This is a genomic window from Sarcina sp. DSM 11001 (assembly GCF_900101015.1).
Classification (GTDB): Bacteria; Bacillota; Clostridia; order Lachnospirales; family Lachnospiraceae; genus CAG-791.
On the sequence record NZ_FNFZ01000007.1, the window covers coordinates 37,584 to 61,541 of the forward strand.

The following is a 23,958-nucleotide window of genomic DNA, read 5'->3' on the forward strand; positions in this document are numbered from 1 at the left end:
AGTCTGCTGCACAGGATGACAGGAAAGAGACAGTGACCCGAAGACACAGGACGAAATAAGAGAATACTGGCCTGAGGCATGAGGCTGTGCGACACAAAAGAGGACAGCGGCCTGAGGACATACAACCGGATATTCAGGAATGTGAGGTATAAGAAATGGCAAGGATTAAAGGCGCGATCAACGCGAAAAAGAAACATAAAAGAGTATTAAAGCTGGCAAAGGGTTACAGGGGCGCTCGTTCCAAGCAGTACAGGATCGCCAAGCAGTCCGTTATGCGTGCTATGGCTTCCGCATTTGCCGGCCGTAAGCAGCGCAAGAGAGATATGCGCAGGCTCTGGATCACCCGTATCAATGCAGCTGCAAGGATCAACGGAATCTCCTACAGCCAGATGATGCACGGCCTCAAGGCTGCAGGCATCGAGATCAACCGCAAGATGCTCGCTGAGCTCGCAGTCAATGACGGCGCAGGTTTCGCAGCTCTCGCCGAGATGGCAAAGGCCAATGCCTGAAAACAGCTTAAATCTGTAAACAGATAATAGATAATATATATAAATATACTAAAGTATAAAAAGCTTTAAATGAGAACCCGTCTCTGCCTTTGCGGCCGAGACGGGTTTTATTATTCATTGCGTAATACCCTTGACTTCAGACGTGGGATACGCGCGCAAAAAGGGAAACCCGCCTGATCGCGCAATACCTGGGGCCATCAGGTAGACAAACTTTTTGGATTGTTTATTCCATCTGCATAAAAGGTTTGTTATAGTACATTTGCCTTAATAATTCATAATTATTTGGAAAGAAACAAGATCAGCACAGAAATAATACATAGAAACAATAAAGGAAGTGTCAAATTGAAACTTGGTGAATGGATTGCGAAAATGAGGATCCTTATCCTGCTCGCCGGCGCACTGCTTCTGATCCCCTCGGTGATCGGGATCGTCGGGACAAGGGTCAACTATGACCTGCTCAGTTACCTGCCGGATTCGCTGGAGACAGTCAGAGGGCAGGACCTGATGGTGGATGAGTTCGGAACCGGGGCCTTTGCCATGTGCGTCGTTGAAGGGATGCCCATGAAGGAGGTCCAGAAGCTTGCCGATGAGTTCGACCAGATCGACCATGTCAAGAGTGTGCTCTGGTACGGGGAGGTGATGGATATATCGATCCCCACAGAGATCCTGCCCGACAACATCCGCAGTAAGTTCATCAACGGGGACGCCCAGCTGATGGTCGTGTTCTACGACGACACGACTTCCTCGGACGAGGCCATGTCTGCCCTGACGCAGATGCGCCGCATCGCCGATGAGCGGTGCTTTATCGGAGGAATGACGGGTATTGTCACGGATATCAAGGATCTGTGTCTCCAGGAGCTGCCGGTCTACGTGGTGATCGCGGCGATCCTGAGCTTTATAGTCCTGGAACTGACCACGGAATCCTATATTGTGCCGTTTTTCTTCCTTCTGGGGATCGGCCTTTCCATTCTGTATAATCTGGGCAGCAATTTTTTCCTGGGTTCCATTTCCTACGTCACCCAGGCCCTGACTGCGGTGCTTCAGCTGGCTGTCACGATGGACTATTCGATCTTTCTGCTGGAGAGCTATGAAGAAAACAAGCGGAAATACCCGGAGGACAGGGACAAGGCGATGGGTATCGCCATCAGCCAGACCTTCCGCTCTGTTGTGGGAAGCTCCGTCACCACTGTCGCCGGATTCCTGGCTCTCTGCGTTATGACCTTCGCCCTGGGCAGGGACATCGGCATCGTCATGTCCAAGGGTGTCCTGATCGGTGTCCTGTGCTGCGTCACCATACTGCCTGCCATGATCCTGGTGTTTGACGGCGCCATAGAAAAAACCTCTCACAGGCGGATCATTCCCGACCTGGGGAGCATCAGCGCGTTTATCATCCGCCACTACCGGATCTGGATCCTGATCTTTGCCCTTCTGGCCGGACCCGCTCTGTATGGCAGTAAAAATGTCAGTGTTTACTATAATATCGCGCAGTCTCTTCCGGACGATATCCTCAGCAACATAGCCAACGATAAACTGGAAAAGACTTTTCATATGCACACGACCCACATGATCGTCATGAGCAGGGACCTGGACAGGAAGACCAAAAGGGATATTTTTACACAGATCGAGGACGTGGACGGAGTGAAATTCACGCTGAGCCTGCCCTCCATGGTCGGCCCCCTGATCCCGGAGGAACTGATTCCTCAGGAACTTTCGGACAAGCTCCGGAGCGATAAGCATGAGATGGGCCTGGTCGTCTCCAAATACACCGAGGCGACCCCGGAGGTGAACGCCCAGATCGCTAAGATCAATGAGATCGTCAAAACCCGGGATCCGGATGCCCTGGTCATCGGCGAAGCCCCTATGATGAAGGATCTGGAGGAGACGACCAATGTCGATATCCAGAGGGTCAACCTCCTCTCGATGGCGGCGATTTTTGTCATCATCCTGCTGGTCTTTAAGTCGATCTCCCTCCCCTTCCTCCTGGTGCTGGTCATAGAGTTTGCCATCAATGTCAATATGGCGGTGCCTTATTATCAGCACATCAGCCTGGCTTTTGTCGCCAGCATTGTCATCGGGACGATCCAGCTGGGCGCGACGGTCGATTACGCCATCCTGATGACAAACCGCTACCTGACTGAGCGCATGGCCGGCAAGACAAAAGAGGAGGCTGTGTCGATCGCCCACAGGACCTGCATTCTGTCCATCCTGACCAGCGGCTGCAGCTTCTTCGTGGCGACCTTTGGTGTCTCCGCCTACTCCCGCGTGGACATGATCGGATCGATCTGTACCCTCCTGGCCAGAGGGGCTCTTGTGAGCATGGCCTCGGTCATTTTCCTGATGCCCGCCATGTACATGATCTTTGACGGCCTCATCATCCGGACGACCGCCGGATTCAGGAACAGGCGCAGTCAGAAGACGGATCCCGGAAGCAGTCATCCGCAGACTGTTTAAGTTTTGATCTATATGTAATATATGTAACGCAAAAAACGGTTGCATTTTTGTAAAACAGTTATCCGCGGACTGTTTAACTTTGATGTATGCATATTGTAAAAAACGTTGTGGATGACCAGAGAAATGGATAGGCTGTTTATGTCAAAAAATGAACGATTTTCGAAATTTATTTAGTACAAATTAATAAATGAAGACATCATTTTCAATTGAATTTGTATTTTTCTTGTTCTATAATGAGTTGAGAACTACTATCGGCTGTAAAAGGGGATGTTATGGTCGAAAACAGGGGTAGTACTGCTTATGCAGTAGTACGGAACATAATATCATTTTTAAATAAATATATAAAAGGAGGCAATCATTTATGGCTCAGTACAATCAGGTAACCCCCGAAATTATTGAGCAGCTTAAGCTTGCTGCACCGGATCATGTTTTTACAGGCGCTGATATCAATGAGGATTACATGCGTGACGAGATGCCGATCTACGGCAAAAAGATGCCCGATGTCCTCATTCAGCCTCTGACGACGGAAGAAATCTCAGCAGTCATGAAGATCTGCAACGAGAATCTGATTCCCGTTACCCCTCGTGGCGCAGGTACCGGCCTGGTCGGCGCCAGTGTCGCAATGCTCGGCGGTGTCATGATTGATACCCAGAAAATGAACCAGATTCTTGAGTATGATCTTGATAACATGATTGTCCGCGTCCAGCCCGGTGTTCTGCTGAATGATCTGGCTGAGGACTGCACCAGGCAGGGCCTTCTGTATCCCCCGGATCCCGGCGAGAAGTTTGCATGCCTCGGCGGCAACGTCTCCACCAACGCAGGCGGCATGCGTGCCGTCAAGTATGGCGCGACCCGTGACTATGTCCGTGCCATGAAGGTTGTCCTTCCTACCGGCGAGGTCGTGGATTTTGGCGCGCAGGTCAGCAAGACCTCTACCGGATACAGCCTGCTCAACCTGATGATCGGCTCCGAGGGTACTCTGGGCATCATCACCGAGCTCACGCTCAAGATCATTCCTGCTCCCAAGGTAGTTGTTTCCCTCGTTGTTCCTTTCCTTGATCTGGAAACAGCTATTGCCACTGTTCCGAAGATCAAGAACGCACAGCTGGATCCCCAGGCTCTGGAGTTCATGGAGAGAGAGATCGTCCTGTCCAGTGAGCGCTTCATCGGCAAGAGCACATTCCCGAAGGAGATGGACGGCCAGGAGGTCGGCGCATATCTGCTGATCACCTTCGACGGCAAGACAGAGGATGAAGTCATGGCCAAGGTCGAGGAGTGCTGCGAGCTGGTTCTCTCTGCCGGCGCCATCGACGTTCTCGTTGCTGACAGCCCCACCAAGATCAGAGACGCATGGGCAGCCCGTTCCGGTTTCCTTGAGGCGATCGAGGCCGAGACCAAGCTTCTTGACGAGTGCGACGTTGTCGTTCCCATCACCAAGATCGCTGAGTTCCTGAATTTCGCAAATGCCTACGGCAAAGAGTGCGGCCTGGAGATCAAGAGCTTCGGCCACGCCGGCGACGGCAACCTTCACATCTATCAGTGCAGCAATGACCTGGAAGAGGAAGAGTTCAAGAAACGTGTCGACAAGTACTTCAACGTACTGTACAAACAGGCAACAGCGATCGGCGGTCTGGTATCCGGCGAGCACGGCATCGGCCGCGGCAAGATCAAATATCTGCGCGAGTGCATCGGCGAAACCAGTGTTAACCTTATGTACGGCATCAAGAAGGTCTTCGATCCCAACCTTATCCTTAACCCTGGCAAGGTCTGCTACCCTCTCGAGTAAGAAAAACGGGTCAGGAAAAACCCGGACAGGAAGCTTGAGTAAGAAACCTGAGTAAGAACCTTGAGCAGGAAGCTTGAGTAAAAGACTTGAGTAAGAACCTCGAGTAAGAACTTTTAAGAAGGAAACTGCCGGGAAACAGAATTGTTTAAATAGAATTGTTTAAAATAAAACAGAGCGGGACTGCAGCTATGGCTGCGGTCCCGCTCTGCTGCGTTACTGCCTTAGCTGCGGGGGACATCATTGCCTGCGTCATATTCTGCGTCATTTCTGCACCGTTTTCTGTATCTTTTTTCGTGCGAAATTGTTATAATAAAAAATTGAAGAGTTGTGAACGAGGAGGACCGGCATGCATAAAGAAAAGATATTTAACCGGATATGGAAGGCTGCTGGCATTTTCCTGATCATGCTTGCCATTGCGGGATGCAAAGGAAATGAGCCGGCTCCTGCTGCAGAGACTGCTTCAGAGGACATGACGGTCTCGATGGAGAAGGAGATGGCGGAGACAGCGCAGACGGCTGCTACGGCAGCAGCTGAGGAGGAGCCTGCTCTGACGCTTGAGACAGCCCTCGTCGGAATATGTCTGTCTGATTCTGAATACGGAGATAATGAACGGCTTGTTCCGGAACTGGAGAGATCCCTGACATCTCGGGGCTTTATGCCGGAAAACATTCTCGTGATGGACCATACAGGCAGCCGCGGCCGCCAGAGTAAACAGGTTCAGGAATGTCTGGACAGAGGCTGCTCTATTGTGATCGTCTCACCGGTCTCGGATAAAAGAATCCCTGATATCGCGGATCAGATTTCGGAAGCAGGTGCGAGCGCGATTTTCCTGAACTGCGCCCCCGGGCAAGAAGAGCTGGCCCGCTGGAATGAGAGCGGGATCTCCGCAGTCTGGATCGGCACGACCTATGAACAGCAGCTCGCCAACCAGATGGCCGTCCTGTATGAATACAGCGGGACGGACAAAGGGCTGGATTTTAATGAAGACGGCCATGTCGGCGCATTGCTGATCGGAGGAGGAGAAGCCGCGGAGAGCGCGCTTAAAGAGACAGCGAAAGATCTTGGTTCCAGACTTCGGGTCCTCGGAGAGACCGAAAGCAGCAATGCTGAGGAAATTTCCCAATATACACAGGACATCCTGAACGAATACCGCAAAGAAGTCGAAGTGATTTTGTGCAGTACCGAGGACAGGGCCCTGGCTGCCGCGGACGGAGTTCAGCTCAGGCACCGCCTCGTCGGACGGGATATTCTGGTCGTAGGTACTTCCGCTCATGAAGAGACCTGTGAGGCGATCATCAATAAGCTGATGAGCGGCTCTACATTTACGGATTTTTATGAACAAGCGAGTCTGACGGCTGTCGCGGCAAAGGACCTGATCGAGGGCAACCTGCCGGAAAAGATGATTTCCAATGTTGTGTTCAAAGTAACGGAGGAAAACGCGCAGGAAGTTCTCGACCTGCTCTGGAAGACGCGGACCGCTTTGGAGAGCAGGGACGCGGGGGCGACCGGAGAGACGGCCGCGGAGGCAGCGACGGAAGCGGGCAGTACCTCTGAGACGGCTGCAGAGGCGGCAACCGAAGCGGGCACTACCTCTGAGACTGCCGCAGAAGCGGCAACGGAAGAAGCTGGTACCTCAGAGATCGCTGCGGAAGCAGCCAGTACATCGGAGATCGCTGCGAAGGCGGCGACGATAGCAGGCAGTACCTCTGAGATTGCCGCGGAAGCGGCAGCTGTGGAAGCCGGCGGTACTTCCGAGACAGCCGCGGAGGCGGCGACGATAGCGGGCAGTACCTCTGAGATTGCCGCGGAGGCAGCGACGGAGCTAAATCGTCTCCATTGATTGATCTGTAGAGGCCTTCATTGATTGATCTGTAGAGGCCTTCATTGATTTGCAGAAGATTCCATTGATCTGCAAAAGCCTTCTTTGGATGTGTAGAAATTGTAGAAAAGCTGATCGGACGGGCGAGGCTGCAGCTTCACCCGTCCGCATGTGTCAGGAAACAGAATGCATGTGTCAGGAAACAGAACGCGTGTGTCGGGAAACAGAACGCGTGTGTCAGGAAACAGAAAACATGTGTCAGGAAACAGAATGCGTGTGTAAAGGAACAAAATGAAAAGACTGATCATAAATTTGCTGCTGATATTTTTTCTCGGTGTCCTTCTCTACAGCGGATACCAGCTGTACAGTATTTATTCGGAGTACCAAAAGGGAAGGTCGGAGTATAAAAGGACCTCCGAGGAAGTTGTGACCAAAAAAGAAGAGAAAAAGGAGGAGAAGGCGGCAGAGAAACCGGCACCGGTAGAGACAGCACCGATCGATGTTGATTTTAACAAGCTTCTCAAAAAGAACAGTGACGTGGCAGGCTGGATCTACTGCCCGGACACAGTCGTGAACTACCCTGTCATGCACGGGGAGGACAATGAACTGTACCTGCATCATATGGTTAATAAGGAGTATAACTTTGCGGGCTGTATTTTTGAAGACTACCGCAATACCCGCGGACAAAAGGATCCCGCGACGATCCTGTACGGCCATCATATGAAGGACGGTTCCATGTTCGCCATGCTCCACGACTATACAGACCAGAAATATTATGACAAACATCCCACAATGTGGTATCTCACACCGACACAGAACTACCGCCTGGACCTCATCATGGGGTATGTCGCCGGTGAAAAGGATCCTGTTTACAGCCTGTTTGAGACTCCCAAGCAGATGCAGGATTATCTGAGGAGCGTGAAGGAGAAATCCACCTTTAAACCGAAAGTGACCTATGATATCGATTCGCTGTACAATATCATAGTCCTTTCCACCTGTGCCTATGAATTCCAGAATGCGCGTTTTCTCGTGATCGCGGTCCCGATCCCGATCCAGTAGCGCTCCTGAAACAGTACCGGCGAATTCTCGTGACTCCAATAGTGTGAGGTTCACCCGCGCTGCGGTCCTGCCCTTTCCAGAGATTATTCAGAGAAAGGTGCGGGACCGCTCTTATGTCCTGGTCTTATGTTCTGTGCATCCGGTATCCGCTGGAAGAGACCATTGCGATCTGTGTGCCCAGTTCATCCATCACCTCCACGGTGTAGAAAGTCGTTCCGTAGCCTTCCTTGAGAACCCTGGCCTCGGCGAACAGTCTGTTGCCTTTTGCGGCACTCAGGAAGCTGATCTGGCTGGACAGAGTGACGGTAACTGCTTCTTCCATATCATAATTGTTGGCAACAGCAAAAGCAAAATCCGCCATTGTGTAATAGACGGCGCCCATCACCCGGTTTGCGGCGTTCATGTGCCGCTCGTCAATGGAAAGAGATACCTTTGCATATCCGGGACGCGCTTCGAGAATCTCGATGCCGGTCGTCCCTGTCGCATAGACATCGTTCTGGAAAAATTCTTTAACCTCTTCTAATGTTCGCATTGGGATCCCTTTCTTTTTGGCTGAGTAATATAAAACAAAGTTGATTAATGCAGCGCTGAAAACTATTGGTTTAAACCTTTCAGAAGCTGTATATTATATTGTATATTATATAAAGTTTAGTACAGAGTATTTTCAAACAGGAGGAGATATGCCCCGGATAGATTTAGTGACCGGCTTTCTGGGAACCGGCAAGACGACTTTTATCAAGAAATACGCGAAGTTCCTGATCGATCAGGGGCTTTGTGTGGGAATCCTGGAGAATGACTACGGAGCGATCAATATCGACATGGTGTTCCTGGAGGATCTGATGGGAGATAACTGCGATGTGGAAATGATCCAGGGAGGGGACGGGATCCTCTCACACAGGCGCAGGTTTGCCACTAAGCTGATCTCCATGGCCATGTCGGGATTTGATTGTGTGATCGTCGAGCCCTCGGGGATCTATGATACGGATGAGTTTTTTGATACGCTGGCAGAGGAGCCTCTGTGCAAATGGTATTCTCCGGGGAGCCTGATCTCCATTATCGATGCGGACATGGAGGAGGAGATCTCTGAGGAGACGGAGTATCTCCTCGTCTCTCAGACTGACACCGCGGGAAAGATCATCCTGAGCCATTGGGACAGGGCGGATACGGAAGCTCCGGCCAGAATATGCAGACGGCTCAATCAGGCGATGGAGCGGTTCCACAGTGACAGGCGGTTTACGGAGGAGGACATTCTGGCAAAAGACTGGCAGGACCTGACTCCGGAGGATTTTGCCGGGATCGCGATGAGCGGAATGATCCCTGCCGACCACGTCAAACTGCCGGTGGAGCAGGACAGCGGGTACAGCACCCTGTTTTATTTCGGAACCGGAATGGATGAAAAGAAGCTGCAGTCCTGCATAGCCAGGACATTTGAGGATCCCTCCTGCGGAAATGTAATGAGGGTCAAGGGATTTGTCCGCACAGGGGAGGATTCCCGTGTGCAGATCAATGCTACCAGACGCCAGGTACAAATCGAGCCGACCGCCTTTGCGAACGAGGTCCTGATCGTCACCGGAGAAAAACTCCGCCGGGACCGCATTGACGGGATATGGGCAGAAGACTCAAAGATCATTACTCCGGGGAACTGAAAGCATCCGGGGAGAAAACTCCCTGATCATTGTACCGGGAACTGAAAGCATCCGGGCAGAGGAAGGTATCCTTTTTTCGGAGAATGTATGACCGGAGGCTGAAAAGAGCGGGTCAATCCTCGTATTCTTCATCCTCTTCATCCATGTCTTCTTCAGGGTAATCCTCGTCATTCCAGTCCGGGTCGTCTTCCTCGATAGTATTCCATTCTGTTTCATCCTCCGGCTCTTCCTCGAAGGAATCCCAGTCGGATTCGTCGTCGGGGTCGATCTCCTGATCTGCCTCCTGGTTGGCATAAGCCGGATCCAGGGAGGCCGGGTCATAAGAGGCAGGATCCTGAGAAGCCGGGTCGGTATAAGCCGGATCGGAGTAAGCCGGGTCAGAATAAGCCTGATCCGGAGTGGAAGGGACCGGTGAAACCGGATCCCGGGAAGCCGGGTACAAAGAGGCCGGATCAGAAGCCGGATCAAAACCGGTGGCTTCCTCCCCGTCTGGAACTGGCTGATCCGGGCTGCCTGCGGACACATCCTGATCGCTGCCTGCGGCGTCCGTTTCATCCTGGACATCTGAAGCAGACGGATCTGCGCTGTCGGAGGGCTGGTCATCTCCGGCGGGGGCATCCTGCGCCCCGGATTCATCAGCAGGCTCCTCCTGCTCCGCCCGGTCTGATTCTAAAGCCTGGCCTGCAAGAGCGGAAAAAACACCGATCTCGGGAGTGATCCCCACTGAACGCATGTGAAAATAGTGGACGATCAAAACACAGGCAGCTGCTCCGGCGAGTGTCAGGAGAGCGCTGAAAACCTTCTTTACGGTCAGACCACTGTCAGGCTTTTCGCCTGACATTTTTTTGTTTTCAGGAAGGACATCTTCTGATCCGCTGACTTTTGCCGTAGTGCTCGCAGGTACTCTATTTAGTTGTTCCCTGCCTTCTTCAAAAAGACTTTCCCGGGTCTTTTTACTCGACTCAATATTGTCCGCCGCCAGAATGGAAGATCCGGTGCGGATCCGTGATGCAGTATTCCCGGTACTCTCAATATTCCTGCCAGTGATCCGGTTCCTTCCTGTGGAGGACGGGACTCTGCCCGGGGAAGGCCGGGAGCCATCTGTGGAAGACGGCACTCTGCCCGGGGAAGGCTCGAAGCCGCCTGCAGAAACCCTTGTACTGCCGGTCTCTGAAAGAGAAGCTGCAATTTGGGAGAGAGCTCTGTTTCTGGCTTTTTTTCCTGCCGCGGATATTTTTGCCTGTCCCTGAAGATGTAAGTCAGAGTCAGCAGAACTATGGAAATCAGTATCTGCAGGTATATGGACCTCTGGTGAGAGACCGCTTTTACCGGTCTGATCTCCGTAAAGATTATCCCCAATAGGACGTCCCCCGGAGTGGAGGTTTCCGGAAGAGGCGGCCGGAGATTTTTCATAGGTGCTGCCGTCAGTTTTTAAGAGATTTTCAGATGCTGAGAACTGAGACTGGACAGCCGGAGAAGGATAGTTGTTTTCCGGACTCCTTTCCCGTAAGTTCTGATCTAAAGCGGATTCATTTAAAGCGGATTCATTTAAAGCGGATTCATTTAAAGCGGATTCATTTAAAGCGGATTCATTTAAAGCAGATTCATTTAAGGCGGATCGATCTAAGGCGGATTCATTCAGGACAGATTCATTAAAGGCAGATCGATCACCTGAACCGATATCAGGAATCATGTCCTGAACGGCCTGGGAAAGAAAAGCCTCCAGTTCAGCATCCGTGACCAGCGTTTCTGCATAGGAAGAGGATGGCTTGTAGGGTTCAGCAGGAAGAGGGCCCGCAGAATAGAGAGCTTCTGAACCAGTGGAGCGGAGAGCTCCCGGACCTGCAGGGCGGATAGTTCCCGAACCGGAGGAGATCAGAACCCCTGAATCTGTAGCGCGAAAAGTTCCCGGATCTGCCAGCCGTCCGCTGGCGGGGGCTGTTTCTCCGGGGAGGGGGACCGTGGCCCGCAGGGAATCCGGTGTGAGCGGGGAAGACCTGCGGTTCTGCGAAATATGTTCGCTGTGACCAGGCTGGCGGGTATTTCTTTTTTTTGTGGTAGAACGCACGGAATGCGTTCCGGGAGTACGTGTGCCCGTCCTGTGTCCAGACCGGGACAGAGTTTGTTTTTTCTTTCGATTATCCATCAGGAATCCTCAGTCCTTACTTGCTGTCTGTATTCCGTCCTTTCAATTATATCTATTTTTTTATTTTTCTTCTACAAAAAGTTCACATCTCCAAGGTATTCTGATAATTTACAGGCTGTTATCTGCCCGCCATGGAACAGGCGTTTGTCTTGTGCTATAATGTAAAAACCTGCAAACCTCAGGAGGACCAAAATGGAAAAGAGAGTCAGGCAGCAGATCCCGGACCACAGAATCTGGAAGATCTACGGCACAGAGTATAAAGAAATAACGAAAACGATTCTGGCAGCGGCTGATCTTGCCGGCAGGATCGGGGACCGGCAGGCGAGGATCGGGATCAAACCGAACCTGGTCGTGGCATCACCTGCTCAGCTTGGCGGGACGACACATCCGGAAGTTGTTGCCGGCATCATAGAATATCTGCAGGAGAACGGCTTTTCCCGGATCATCGTCGCAGAGGGCTCCTGGGTCGGAGACCGCACGGCAGACGCTTTTGACTACTGCGGCTATAATGCTCTGTCTGAAAAATACGGTGTTCCACTTGTCGATACGCAAAAGGAAAAGTGGCATGAGAAAGACTGCGCGGGAATGAAACTGAATATCACGAATATCGTGGACCGCATAGATTTCCTGATCAATGTTCCGGTTATGAAGGGGCATTGCCAGACAAGGATGACCTGTGCCCTGAAGAACATGAAAGGCCTGATCCCGAATTCGGAAAAGAGCCGTTTTCACCGTCTGGGGCTGCATAAACCGATCGCTCATCTGCAAAAAGGGATCCACCAGGATTTTATCGTCGTGGATCACATCTGCGGAGACCTGGACTTTGAGGAGGGCGGCAACCCCGTGGTGCGCAACTGTGTGATGGCGGCGACGGATCCAGTACTTGTGGACGCCTATGCCTGCCATCTGATGCAGTATTCGGTGAACGAAGTTCCTTATGTCCGTATGGCAGAGAAACTGGGAGTGGGAACGGCGGATCTCTCCCGGGCAGAGATCATCCGGCTGAACACCGGGAGCGAGGAGGACGAGCTTCCCCGTCAGGACCGCATCCTGGAGGTTTCCTATGCGGTCGAGGAGGTGGATTCCTGCAGTGCCTGCTATGGTAATCTTGTCCATGCCCTGACCAGGCTCAGGGAGGAAGGCCTCCTGGACAAGCTTACTGACCGCATAGCCATCGGCCAGGGAATGCAGGGCAGGACAGGCCGTCTGGGAGTCGGCCGCTGTACCGAGAATTTTGACACCTGCATCATGGGCTGCCCTCCTGAACCGGAAAAGATCTACAGAGAGTTGAAAGAGTATATTGTAAAAAACATGCAGTGAACTGAAAGACTGTTTTTGCAAAATATCTGTAGTGAACTGAAAGAATGTTTAAAAAAAATATCTGCAGTGAACTGAAAGATCGTTTATGTAAATTACATGCAGTGAATCGAAGGAACAGCATTCATAAATGGATAATTCGCGGACATATATCGCAATTGACCTGAAGTCATTTTATGCTTCTGTCGAATGCATGGACAGAGGGCTGGATCCCCTGACCACCCACCTGGTGGTAGCTGATGCCTCCCGCACAGAAAAGACCATCTGCCTGGCAGTATCGCCTTCTCTGAAATCCTATGGCATTTCAGGAAGGGCGAGACTGTTTGAAGTCGTGCAGAAAATGAAGGAGGTCAACCGGCAGCGGCTGGGCCGGCTGCGGGGCAAGACTTTCAGGGGAAGTTCCTGGTCCGCCCCGGAGCTGGCTGCGGACCCCTTTCTTGAGGCAGATTACATCACAGCTGTTCCCCGGATGAAGCATTATATGGGGCTGAGTACCCGGATCTATAAAATCTACCTTCGTTACATCGCGCCGGAGGACATCCATGTCTATTCTATAGACGAAGTGATGATCGATGCGACAAAATATCTTCCCTTATATCACATGACTGCCCATGAATTGGCTATGGAAATGATCAGGGCTGTTCTGGGCGAAACCGGGATCACCGCGACCGCGGGGATCGGACCGAACCTGTACCTGGCTAAGGTCGCTATGGATATCGAAGCCAAGCATATCAGGCCGGATGCCGACGGAGTCCGTATTGCCGAGCTGGACGAAATGAGTTACCGGAAAAAACTATGGGGACATCGTCCGATCACGGATTTCTGGCGTGTGGGCAGGGGATATGCGGCCAGTCTGGCCAGGCACGGCATGTTTACCATGGGAGATGTAGCGCGGTGTTCTGTCCGGGACGAGGATCTCCTCTATAACTTGTTCGGGATAAATGCCGAGCTTCTGATCGACCATGCCTGGGGGTGGGAGCCCTGTACCATCGACCTGATCAAAGCCTATGTTCCCCAGTCCCGGTCCTTCAGCAGCGGTCAGGTACTGTCGGGCCCCTGCGGTTATGAACAGACACGGATCATTGTCAGGGAAATGGCGGATGCCGCCGCCATCAGTCTTTTTGAAAAAAGAATGCTTACAGACCAGGTAGTACTGACCCTCTGCTATGACACTGAAAACCTCTCTGATCCGGAAATCCTGAAAAAATACACCGGTTCCGTCAAAAAAGACCGCTATGGGCGCAGGGTGCCAAAAGACGCCCACGGGACGGAAAACATCAGGAGACCTACTTCTTCCTCCCGACAGATCATCGATGCGGTGCTGGCTCTCTATGACCGGATCGCAGATCCTGTCCTGAAGATCCGCAGGATCTATCTCGATATCTGCCATGTTGTGGACGATACCAGTGATCTTTTGACGCCTCGTTTTTCACAAGAAAAAGAGGGAAACTGGGAACAGCTCGATCTTTTCACTGATTACGAGAATCTGGAAAAGGAGAGGAAGCAGGAACAGGAAACGTTGGAAAAAGAGCGCAGGCTCCAGGATGCGCTGCTCTCTATTCGACAAAAATACGGCAAGAACGCGATCCTCAAAGGTACCAGCCTGCAGGAGGGCGCGACTATGCGCCAGCGCAACGATACTGTCGGAGGCCACCGGGCGTGACTGAACAATGCTGAAAAGAAAATGATACTGCCACAGGCCGCCTGGCGTGACTGAACAATGCTGAAAAGAAAATGTGATACTGCCACAGGCCGCCTGGCGTGACACAAGAGCAAAGAAAGGATCATGCCATGACAGATTCCTATGAGGACATCCTGAATCTTCCCCGCCCGGTCTCCGGCAGGCATCCGCGTATGCCCAAAGAGGACCGCGCGGCACAGTTTGCGCCATTCTCCGCTCTTTCGGGATATGAAGACGCGATCCGGGAGGCTGCTAAGCAGGCGGAAGAGAGTGCCCGGAATGAATATGGAACCAGACCGCTTTCTGATAATGACGATAAAATTTGACAACAGTAACACGCCGCATTACTATATCTGAGTGCGCCTTAGCACCAAAACATAAGGAAAGGTTTACTGTTCACGCCCCCTCGAGGGGGTCTGTACGGTAACAGGAAAGGAACTAAGAAATGAAAAAAGTATTAAGAGCAGCACAAATGTCAGCAGTGATCATGCTGGTACTCTCCCTTCTTCTCGGAGGGTGCGGGAGCAGCGCAAAGAAAGAATCTGCACAGGAGAAGCAGGACACGGAGTCTGCACAGGAAACTCAGAATACGGAGCCTGTCCAGGAAACACAACAGGAGACTCCCGGCGCCTACAGCGTTGATTCCATTGCGCCCGAAAATCTGCACCATGCAGAGATCACCGTCAAAGATTATGGGAAGATCACCGTCGCACTCGATGCCGGCGCGGCACCTCTGACGGTTGAGAATTTTATGAAGCTGGCGAACGACGGTTTTTATGACGGGCTCACTTTTCATCGGATCATGGATGGCTTTATGATCCAGGGCGGAGACCCCAACGGAAACGGTACCGGAGGCTCCGAAGAGAATGTGATTGGTGAATTTGCTTCCAATGGCCATGAAAATCCGATCAGCCATGTAAAGGGTGTGATCTCCATGGCCCGCGCTATGGATCCTGACTCAGGCAGCTCCCAGTTTTTCATCACCGTAGCGGATTCAACTTTCCTTGACGGCGAATATGCAGCCTTTGGTTTTGTGACCGACGGAATGGACGTGGCAGACAGGATCGCCAGCGAAGCCGAGCCTGTTGATGGCAACGGGACGATCCCTCCGGAGGCCCAGCCTGTGATCGAGAGCATTGTCATCACGGACTGACTAGGCCGGCAGGTTCACAAAGCAGCAGGGAAATACAACGCAGCACAGCTGAACACCATATGCAGGACGGAGCATCGCATCACAAATGACCGAAATGTGCAGAAAGGATCATTGAATATGAGGCTGCATAGCACATGCTAAGCCGAATATCACACGAAAAGCCGAAAAATCAAGAAAAACCCATCGCGTCCGCGATGGGTTTTTGCATTGATTGCATATCTGTAAGTCCACACCTGTGAACTTAAGTCTGTGAACTTAAGTCTGTGAATTTAAGTCTGTGAACTTAATTCTGTGTCCCTATATCTGAGATCAAGATCCCGCGTCACATATATGTATCAATAATCCCTGAGAACAGTTTAATAGTTCCTTACTCGAGTCCTTCCATTGAAAACAATTTGTCACTGAGCTTTTTTCCTGCGTCTTCATCGATCCCATAGAGGTTTTTATCTTTATCAATCAAGCCGTAGTGGATGACGACTTCTTCCGGCTCGGCATAATGAGGATCCTGGAGATTTTTGTTCAGGACACGGAAAACCGATTTGAAAATCAAGGTGAGGAGATCTTCCTGAGATTTGCTCCCCAGATCAGAAGTATTTTTCTGCATCTCCGCCACTTCGGCATTGACAGCTTCTGAAGCACCCTCAAAGACTTTCAAGGGTTCTATGGTGACAGTCACGTCATAGCCGGGAGCTCCGTTATCGTCTGTCCTGACGGCTTCGCCGACAGAGTATTTGCATTTTGCAAGTGCATCTGTCAGGAAATCCCGGAACATTGACTTGACTTCATCATTCATTCCTTCGATGCCGGAAAGAGAATCGATCATTTCATTGAGCATTTCGTAGCGCAGCGCGGACCCGCCATCCGCTCCGATATCCTCAAATTTGACAGAACCATCATATTTTCCGGTACACATGATATCCAGGATTGCCTTGACATAGCTTTGAGCGTCCCCGTCAGTCGGCTGATGACTGCATCCACAGAGCAGAACAGATATTGACAGTACAGCGGCAAGCAGGACAGACAGTGCCTTAATCTTTTTTTTCATGAATATCGTTATCCTCCAAATCATTTTTATCATAATACGTGCCGCAGCTGCGGCCCTGCGTCAGGACTGTGTGCTGAAACGGTAAACAGTAATGGAACGGTACACCTCACCTTTTTTAAAGACAGGTTTTTTCCAGTCCGGCTTATTTACGGCATCCGGGAAATACTGCGTCTCAAAACAGACTCCGGTCCTGGGCAGGTAATCTGCCCCGTTTTTGCCGGGGTAAAGGTTTTTGAGGCCGTTCCCGGTGTAAAACTGCATGCCGGGGAGGTCAGTGTAGACATCCATGCGGCGTCCGGACTTCGGATCATAGAGAGAAGCGGCGTGGCGCAGCCCGGATTCCGGACTGTTCAGAACGAAGTTGTGGTCGTAGCCGTGCGCAAAATGCAGCTGGTCGTAATCCGCTTCGATATCCGCGCCGATTTTTTTCTGCTTTGTAAAATCAAAAGGCGTTCCGGCAACCTTCCGGATCTCACCGGTTGGGATAGAAAACTCATCTGCAGGGGTAAAGTCATCCGCGTTGATCCAGACCTCCTGGTCCAGGATGGGGCCTGTGCCGTCTCCTGCGAGATTGAAATAGGCGTGATTGGTCGGATTGATGACCGTAGTCTGGTCGGCAGACGCTTCATATCTGATCTCCAGGGCATCCTCCTCAGTCAGCGTGTACGTGACAGAGAATTCCAGATCTCCCGGGAATCCCTGCTCCCCGTCTTTTGAAAACTTGGTAAAACGGACGCTGCAGCCCTCCGGTCCGTCAGGCAGAGAACCCTGGAACAGATGTGTGACCCATTTGTCCGGCCCTGAATGGAGGTTGTTGTCATTGTTGTTTTTGGCCAGCTGATATTGTTTTCCCTCCAGGGTGAAAGCGGCGTGGCCGATCCGGTTGGCGTTCCGGCCTACGCATTCGCCGCAGCTGGTGGGATTGTGATAATAAGCCTCAGCATTGTCGTACCCGATCACGACATCCGCGAACTTTCCATCTTTGTCCTTTACATTCATCGTGACCCAGGCAGCTCCCAGATCAATGAACGAACACTCCGTGCCGTTCCCATTTGTGATCGAAAAGACGGTTACTTCGATTCCATTCTCTGTTTTACCAAATGATCTGCTCTGAACTGCCATTCTTCCCTCCTTAAATAGTGTATATGGTATATGTTTGTCGTCATGATCTCCTGTAGATCTTCTTTTGACCTGTTGCTCTTGTTCATATTTTTGACTGCCTGCACTGCTGACCGCCTGCATTGCTGATTGCCCGCATTGTTACTGTCCGCTTTATTATTATTCACATTGTCATTATCCACATTGCTATTGTTCACAGACATGCGAGAAAAATGAAGAGCTGAATCGCCTGTTCCGCCCTCTCACAGCGCCCTTCCCCGGATTCAGCCTGTTTGTTTTATGGAAGAGCATGTGTAAAAACCGGTAGAAGCTTTTTTATCTTATCTCTTAACGGTGGGGATTTCAAGGGCGAGGCATTAAAGTATGGGATGACAGGGCGGACTGATGCGCAGACCCACATTAATAGTTGACAAATAGTTTAGTGCCAGTATAATGAGAAAGGATTTGCGGGTTTAGTAATAAAAATCTTCAAGTTTATTATTCGAAAGTCGGCCAGGACTGATGAATGACCGAAAAGGAGACAGAGAACCGTCCCCTGTCTCCTGGATTTGCACTACAAAGAGGAAATACAGGATGGATACTTCAGAAGTCAATGCCTATATAGGAGAAAAAATAAGGAACCTCAGGAATCGCAACGGGCTCACCCAGCAGGAGCTTGCGGACAGGACTGAGCTGACTAAGGGGTTTATCTCCCAGGTCGAGCGGGGGCAGGTGTCTGCTTCGATCGTGACTTTGTTTGATATAATCGAGTGTCTGGGGTCCACACCGGCGGAGTTTTTCCGTCAGGAAGAGGAAAAGGTCGTATTTTCAGAGGATGAATACTTTGAAAAGATCGACGAGGCAGGCAACAGCAGACAGTGGATCGTGCCCTCCGCCCAGAAGTATCAGATGGAGCCCATGCTTGTAGTACTGCAGCCCCACAGTGAGCTTGAAGAGGACAAGCCGCATACCGGCGAGGAGTTTGGATATCTGATCAGCGGTAAGCTGAGCCTGCATCTGGGAGAGAAGGTGTATCCGGTCAGGGCAGGAGAGAGTTTTTATTACAGGGCTGAGCAGACCCACCGGATCTCCAATCCCGGGAACCGGCCGGCCAGACTCATCTGGATCAGTTCTCCGCCGGAATTTTAAGGGAAGTATCAAAAGAAAGAAGTATCAAACGAAAGAAGTATCAAAAGAAAATAAGAGCATAAGAGAATTAGAAAATAAGATAGGAAATAAGAAAATAAGAAATATATAGAACGAGGAACATAAAATTATGGACAAACAGACAGATACTATCATCGAGCTTCACGGGATCACAAAGGTCTTTGAGGACGGGTTCAAGGCAGTGGACGATTTCAACCTGGAAGTCAAAAGGGGGGAATTTGTCACTTTTCTGGGACCCTCCGGCTGTGGAAAAACGACAACACTGCGGATGATCGCCGGCTTTGACAATCCCACTGAAGGAGATATTCTTCTGAACGGCAGCTCGATCATCCACCTGCCTCCCTACAAGAGACCGATCAATACGGTCTTTCAGAGGTATGCTCTTTTTCCGCATATGAATATCTATGAGAATATTGCCTTCGGCCTGCGTCAGAAAAAGACACCCGGGGATGTGATCGACAGGAAGGTGCGGCGCGTGCTGGATCTGGTGGATCTGGAGGGGTTTGAAAAGCGTAAGATCCAGACTCTTTCCGGCGGACAGCAGCAGAGGATCGCGATCGCCAGGGCCCTGGTCAATGAACCGGAGATCCTGCTTCTGGATGAGCCTCTGGGAGCGCTCGACCTCAAGATGCGCAAGGAGATGCAGCTTGAGCTCAAGAACATGCACCGCCGGCTCGGGATCACCTTTATCTATGTCACCCATGACCAGGAGGAAGCTCTGACCATGTCTGACAAGATCGTGGTCATGAATGAGGGGCGCACCCAGCAGATCGGTGTCCCCGAGGATATTTACAATGAGCCGAAAAATGCTTTTGTGGCGGACTTTATCGGTGAGAGCAATATCTTTAACGGCATGATGACCGGTCATCTGAAAGCGCGCTTCTGCGGCGGAGAGTTTGACTGCGTGGACGACTACGAAGAGGGAACCCACATCACCGCCGTCGTGCGGCCCGAGGACGTGGAGATCACTCCTCCCGGCCAGGGTACGATCAACGGCGTCGTAGACAGTGTGATCTTCAAGGGAATGCACTATGAGATCACGGTCCTCTCCGGGAAAAATGAGATGGTCATCCAGACTGTGCACAACGCCCGCCGGGGAGACCGCGTGGGTCTGCGGGTCGATCCGGAGAACATCCATATCATGATCGCCGAGGACCACACCAATCTTTTCTTTGCGGATGTGACACCGGATTTCCGGTTGGAATACAACGGGCACAGACTCGATACCAGTCTGACCGCGATCATCCCGGGCAGCACCAGGAAACAGGACGGCACTCTGGTCGATGGTTCCGGAGATGTGCTTGAGCCCGGCAGGATCAGGATCCAGATCTCTTTGCAGCCCGATGACATCGAGATGACAGATGATCAGGAAGCGGGTCTGGTCATAGGCACGATCAGCAATCTGATCTACAAGGGTGACCACTACAGCTACATCATCCACACAGAACTGGAACAGGACTTTGTAGTCAATGATGAGTTCTTGTGGAATATGGGGGACAGAGTCAGCCTCCTGATGCCTGTAGATAAAATGAAATTTATTCTGAAAAGAAAGTGAGGACCTGTCCTGAAAGCCCCTCTTCACAGGCTGGCAGGCTGACGTTGGGGTCATTCCCGGACAGATCCTGAGGAAACAAAAATGCAGTTCTCCAGAAAACACCTGGGCATTCCCTATGCCGTATTTCTGCTCGTCTTTGTGGCGGCCCCCCTTCTGTTCCTGTGTTATTATGCTTTTACCAACGGGCAGGGACAGTTTACCCTCCGGAATCTGAGCGGGTTTTTTACTGACCCGAACACCCTCGGCACGCTTTTTTACAGCCTGCTGGTCGCGGTGGTGACGACGGTGGTCTGTCTGCTTCTGGCCTACCCGGTCGCCTATATCCTGGCGAAAAGCCGGCTCAGGTCCAGGTCTGTCATCCTGATGCTCTTTATCATGCCCATGTGGATCAATTTTTCCCTTCGCGTCACTGCGCTCAAGGAGATCCTGACCGTGATCGAGGGAAATCTGGCCATGTTTCCTTTTTTAAACGCGATCATCGGTATGACCTATGATTTCCTGCCCTTTATGATCCTTCCGATCTATACGACGATCTCCAGGCTCGACGACGCGCTCAGAGAGGCAGCCATGGACCTGGGGGCGGACAGTGTCCAGACCTTCCTCAGGATCACGCTTCCGCTCTCGGTGCCCGGCATTATCAGTGGGATCTCCATGGTCTTTCTGCCCGCGATGACCAACTATGTCATTCTGGACATGCTCTACAACAGCACCTATATCATGGGCAGCCTGATCGGAAGCTATTTCTCTGCATATAACTGGAACGGCGGATCGATGATTTCGCTTGTCCTTTTGGCTATGATCTGCATCTTTACGCTGCTGACAGGCGGCGGTGAAGAGGAGACCGGAAGAGGAGGGGCCCTGCTGTGATCGTCAAAATTTTAAAGAGATTGTTTATTATACTTGTGCTTCTGTTTCTGTATCTCCCGATCCTGATCCTGGCAGTCTACAGCTTTACCAGTTCCACGCAGATCGGCGCGATCAGAGGCTTTTCCCTGAAAAACTATGTGACGCTTGTTACTACACCTGAACTCACAGGGATGATCGCAGGGACGATCTCCCTGGCTGTCGCCGCCGCCCTGATCGCGACTGTGCTGGGAACGATGGGGGCTCTGGGCGCTTTCTATTCGGGGAGAAAGATGTCCTCGATGATCACCACGCTCAACCAGATCCCCGTGATCAATGCGGATGTCGTGACCGGCTTTTCCATCTGCATCCTCCTGGTCGTGGCCTTCCATATCAGTAAGGATTCGTATATTCCTCTTCTGGCGGGCCATGTCACTCTCTGCGCACCCTTTGTCTTTCTCTCCGTGATGCCGAGGATCACCCAGATGGATCCCAGCATTTACGAGGCAGCGTTGGATCTGGGGGCCACTCCCTTCAGAGCCCTGATCGAAGTGGTCATCCCGCAGATCGTTCCGGGCATCATTTCAGGATTTGCCCTGGCGGTGACCCTGTCTCTGGATGACTATTTCATAGCCACGTACACAAAGCCCGCGACCTTTGACACGATCAGTACCTACGTCGTCAATGCGACGAAGGGGGCACAGACAACGATCAAGACGGCACTCTGGGCCTTGTCCACTGTAATCTTTGTGATCGTGGTCCTGGTGGTCCTGATCTCCAACATCCGGGCCTTGCGCAGTCAGGGAGAACTGAGAAAGGAAGGGAGAAATGTTTAAAAAAGTTCCGAAAAGGGCAAAGATCCCGCTCTTTCTGACCGCAGTGCTGTCTGCTGCTTTTGTCGGGACAGGAGTCCTGAGCTGCCCGGCGGACTGTGCGGTTGTTCTTCCCGCGCGGACAGCCGGTGCTGCTGTGGTTTCGGCCGGGTCAGCCGGTGCTTCCGGTGTTCAGGAAAGGATCCCGGCGGCAGCCGGAAATACCGCGGAACCGGCCTCAGATGAAAAGACGGGTGAAGCCGTCATCGAGGATAAGACAGAGGATCAGGCAGAAGAAGCCGGTGACGAAAGCAGGGCGGGATCTGCTGCAGCCGGGCAGAGTGAAGGGACCATCCGTCTGCGCGTGAGCAACTGGGAGGAATATATCGACCTGGGAGACTGGGACGAGGAGGAGACCATAGAGCTCCCTTCCGGCGATATCATCGGAGAGAATTCGATGGTCAGAGACTTTGAGGACTGGTACTTCGAGACCTATGGAAGACGGGTGAAGGTGGAATACTCCACCTTCGGGACAAATGAAGACCTCTACAACATGCTCACGCTGGGAGACGAATACGATCTGGTCTGCCCCTCAGAATACATGATCATGAAGCTCATGGCCGAGGACCGGCTGGTCCCGCTCTCGGAGGAGTTTTTTGACACTTCCCTGGAATACAACTATTACAGCAGGGGCGTCTCCCCCTTTATCCGCCGTATGTTTGAGGAAAAGGAGATCGACGGGGAGCCCTGGAAGAAATATGCCGCAGGCTATATGTGGGGAGTCACCGGGATCGTTTATAATCCGGAGGATGTGACTTATGAGCAGTGCTCCACCTGGAAGATCCTGGGAGATCCCGCTTTCCGGCACAGGGTGACGATCAAGGACAACGTCCGTGACTCTTATTTCGCGGCTGTAGGCGCGGTCAAATCAGATCTGCTCACCTCCGAAGAGTTTATCAACAGCCCGGACTACGCGCTCCGGCTCGAGGAGGAGATGAATGATACTTCTCCTGAGATGATCGCCAGGGTGCAGGAATACCTCAAGGATGTGAAGGACAATGTTTATTCCTTTGAGACTGATTCCGGCAAGGCGGACATGATCACCGGCAAGGTGGCCCTGAACTATCAGTGGTCCGGCGACGCCGTCTACACATTGGATCAGGCGGACGAGGATGACTTCACTCTGGAATTTGCTGTTCCTATGGAAAGCACCAATATTTATTTTGACGGATGGGTCATGCTCCAGTGCGGCATCAACGGCGACCCCGACAGACAGCACGCCGCGGAGGCTTTTATCAATTTCCTTTCCCGCCCCGACAATGTCATCCGCAATATGTATTACATAGGCTATACCTCCGTGCTTTCCGGAGGGGAGGATCCCCGGATTCTGGAATATGCCCAGTATAATTATGAAGCGGAGGACGACGAGGAGGAGACGGCGGAATACGACCTCGGCTATTTCTTTGCGGAGGAAGGCAGCGGAGATGAGGACTATGTCCTCACCGTGCCCTCAGAACAGCTGCACCGCCAGCTGTCGGGAGCCTATCCGTCCGAAGACGTGATCCGCAGATCCTCGATCATGACCTATTTTAATGAGGAACAGAACGCGGCGATCAACCAGATGTGGATCAACGTGCGCTGTCTGGATATCAGGGAGTTCCCTGCAGCGGGATGGCTGGTCCTGGCGGCGGCAGCGGGAGCGGTCATCTGGCTTTTTGTCCGTCCCTGGATAAAAAACAAAGCCGGCTGATCTTTGGACCACTGATGCAGGCCTTAAGCAGGGCATACCACGGGTGTTTATAAAAAAGTACATTCATCGGGCCTTTCACGCGGAAAAACAGACCTAAAACCGTTTCTTTCAGGCTGACAAA

At 51.8% G+C, this 23,958-nt stretch carries 19 protein-coding genes; 15 read left to right on the top strand and 4 right to left on the bottom strand.

The window, feature by feature from the left end; translation table 11 throughout:
* The first annotated feature begins 155 nt into the window (after positions 1-155).
* The 5 genes from rplT to srtB all read left to right on the top strand — a co-directional run bounded on the left by rplT (position 156) and on the right by srtB (position 7,624).
* Positions 156-509 (top strand): 50S ribosomal protein L20, encoded by a 354-nt coding sequence (rplT, locus tag BLT02_RS04985; protein WP_092992186.1) that lies wholly within the window; start codon positions 156-158, stop codon positions 507-509.
* Between the two features lie 342 nt (positions 510-851).
* On the top strand, positions 852-2,960 hold the full coding sequence (locus BLT02_RS04990) for an efflux RND transporter permease subunit (RefSeq protein ID WP_347474900.1): 2,109 nt from the start codon (positions 852-854) through the stop codon (positions 2,958-2,960).
* Positions 2,961-3,321: 361 nt separating this feature from the next.
* A complete protein-coding gene (locus BLT02_RS04995; protein WP_092992188.1) occupies positions 3,322-4,746 on the top strand; it encodes an FAD-binding oxidoreductase in 1,425 nt (474 codons plus the stop codon).
* 346 nt (positions 4,747-5,092) lie between these two features.
* Positions 5,093-6,586 carry a substrate-binding domain-containing protein gene (locus BLT02_RS05000; RefSeq protein WP_092992190.1) on the top strand — a complete coding sequence of 498 codons (1,494 nt, stop codon included), beginning with the start codon at positions 5,093-5,095 and terminating at the stop codon, positions 6,584-6,586.
* Positions 6,587-6,856: 270 nt separating this feature from the next.
* Complete coding sequence (srtB, locus tag BLT02_RS05010) at positions 6,857-7,624, top strand: class B sortase (RefSeq protein WP_092992194.1); 768 nt, start codon at positions 6,857-6,859, stop codon at positions 7,622-7,624.
* Between the two features lie 124 nt (positions 7,625-7,748).
* On the opposite strand, the gene BLT02_RS05015 is transcribed toward srtB, so the two are convergent.
* Entirely contained in the window at positions 7,749-8,156 is a 408-nt protein-coding gene (locus BLT02_RS05015; protein WP_092992196.1) for a PaaI family thioesterase, read from the bottom strand.
* Between the two features lie 148 nt (positions 8,157-8,304).
* On the opposite strand from BLT02_RS05015, the gene BLT02_RS05020 reads away from it, so the two are divergent.
* Entirely contained in the window at positions 8,305-9,270 is a 966-nt protein-coding gene (locus BLT02_RS05020) for a GTP-binding protein (RefSeq protein WP_092992198.1), read from the top strand.
* A 112-nt stretch (positions 9,271-9,382) separates the two neighbouring features.
* Here the strand turns inward: BLT02_RS05020 and BLT02_RS05025 are convergent, their stop codons facing one another.
* Positions 9,383-11,416, bottom strand: coding sequence for a hypothetical protein (locus BLT02_RS05025; protein ID WP_092992200.1), 2,034 nt, complete (start codon positions 11,414-11,416; stop codon positions 9,383-9,385).
* A gap of 192 nt (positions 11,417-11,608) precedes the next feature.
* On the opposite strand from BLT02_RS05025, the gene BLT02_RS05030 reads away from it, so the two are divergent.
* The 4 genes from BLT02_RS05030 to BLT02_RS05045 all read left to right on the top strand — a co-directional run bounded on the left by BLT02_RS05030 (position 11,609) and on the right by BLT02_RS05045 (position 15,567).
* Positions 11,609-12,736 (top strand): DUF362 domain-containing protein, encoded by a 1,128-nt coding sequence (locus BLT02_RS05030; RefSeq protein WP_092992202.1) that lies wholly within the window; start codon positions 11,609-11,611, stop codon positions 12,734-12,736.
* A gap of 127 nt (positions 12,737-12,863) precedes the next feature.
* Positions 12,864-14,396 (top strand): Y-family DNA polymerase, encoded by a 1,533-nt coding sequence (locus BLT02_RS05035; RefSeq protein ID WP_092992204.1) that lies wholly within the window; start codon positions 12,864-12,866, stop codon positions 14,394-14,396.
* A 128-nt stretch (positions 14,397-14,524) separates the two neighbouring features.
* Entirely contained in the window at positions 14,525-14,740 is a 216-nt protein-coding gene (locus tag BLT02_RS05040; protein ID WP_092992206.1) for a hypothetical protein, read from the top strand.
* Between the two features lie 119 nt (positions 14,741-14,859).
* Positions 14,860-15,567, top strand: coding sequence for a peptidylprolyl isomerase (locus BLT02_RS05045; protein WP_242869702.1), 708 nt, complete (start codon positions 14,860-14,862; stop codon positions 15,565-15,567).
* A gap of 367 nt (positions 15,568-15,934) precedes the next feature.
* Here BLT02_RS05045 and BLT02_RS05050 read toward each other — a convergent pair whose 3' ends face one another.
* Together BLT02_RS05050 and BLT02_RS05055 are read right to left on the bottom strand one after the other, a co-directional pair.
* Positions 15,935-16,612: a hypothetical protein gene (locus BLT02_RS05050; RefSeq protein ID WP_092992210.1), complete on the bottom strand. Its 678-nt coding sequence runs from the start codon at positions 16,610-16,612 to the stop codon at positions 15,935-15,937.
* A gap of 60 nt (positions 16,613-16,672) precedes the next feature.
* On the bottom strand, positions 16,673-17,734 hold the full coding sequence (locus BLT02_RS05055) for an aldose epimerase family protein (RefSeq protein ID WP_092992212.1): 1,062 nt from the start codon (positions 17,732-17,734) through the stop codon (positions 16,673-16,675).
* Between the two features lie 570 nt (positions 17,735-18,304).
* Here BLT02_RS05055 and BLT02_RS05060 point away from each other — a divergent pair.
* The 5 genes from BLT02_RS05060 to BLT02_RS05080 all read left to right on the top strand — a co-directional run bounded on the left by BLT02_RS05060 (position 18,305) and on the right by BLT02_RS05080 (position 23,837).
* Positions 18,305-18,859: a cupin domain-containing protein gene (locus tag BLT02_RS05060; protein WP_092992214.1), complete on the top strand. Its 555-nt coding sequence runs from the start codon at positions 18,305-18,307 to the stop codon at positions 18,857-18,859.
* Positions 18,860-18,986: 127 nt separating this feature from the next.
* Complete coding sequence (gene potA / locus BLT02_RS05065; protein WP_092992216.1) at positions 18,987-20,432, top strand: polyamine ABC transporter ATP-binding protein; 1,446 nt, start codon at positions 18,987-18,989, stop codon at positions 20,430-20,432.
* Positions 20,433-20,513: 81 nt separating this feature from the next.
* Entirely contained in the window at positions 20,514-21,299 is a 786-nt protein-coding gene (locus BLT02_RS05070; RefSeq protein WP_092992218.1) for an ABC transporter permease, read from the top strand.
* Positions 21,296-22,111, top strand: a complete 816-nt coding sequence (locus BLT02_RS05075; RefSeq protein ID WP_347474903.1) for an ABC transporter permease — start codon at positions 21,296-21,298, stop codon at positions 22,109-22,111. The genes BLT02_RS05070 and BLT02_RS05075 overlap by 4 nt, the downstream gene beginning before the upstream one ends.
* The gene (locus BLT02_RS05080) at positions 22,104-23,837 is read left to right on the top strand and encodes an extracellular solute-binding protein (protein ID WP_092992220.1); all 1,734 of its coding nucleotides are present in this window, start codon (positions 22,104-22,106) and stop codon (positions 23,835-23,837) included. Before BLT02_RS05075 ends, BLT02_RS05080 begins: the two co-directional genes overlap by 8 nt.
* Positions 23,838-23,958 lie beyond the last annotated feature (121 nt).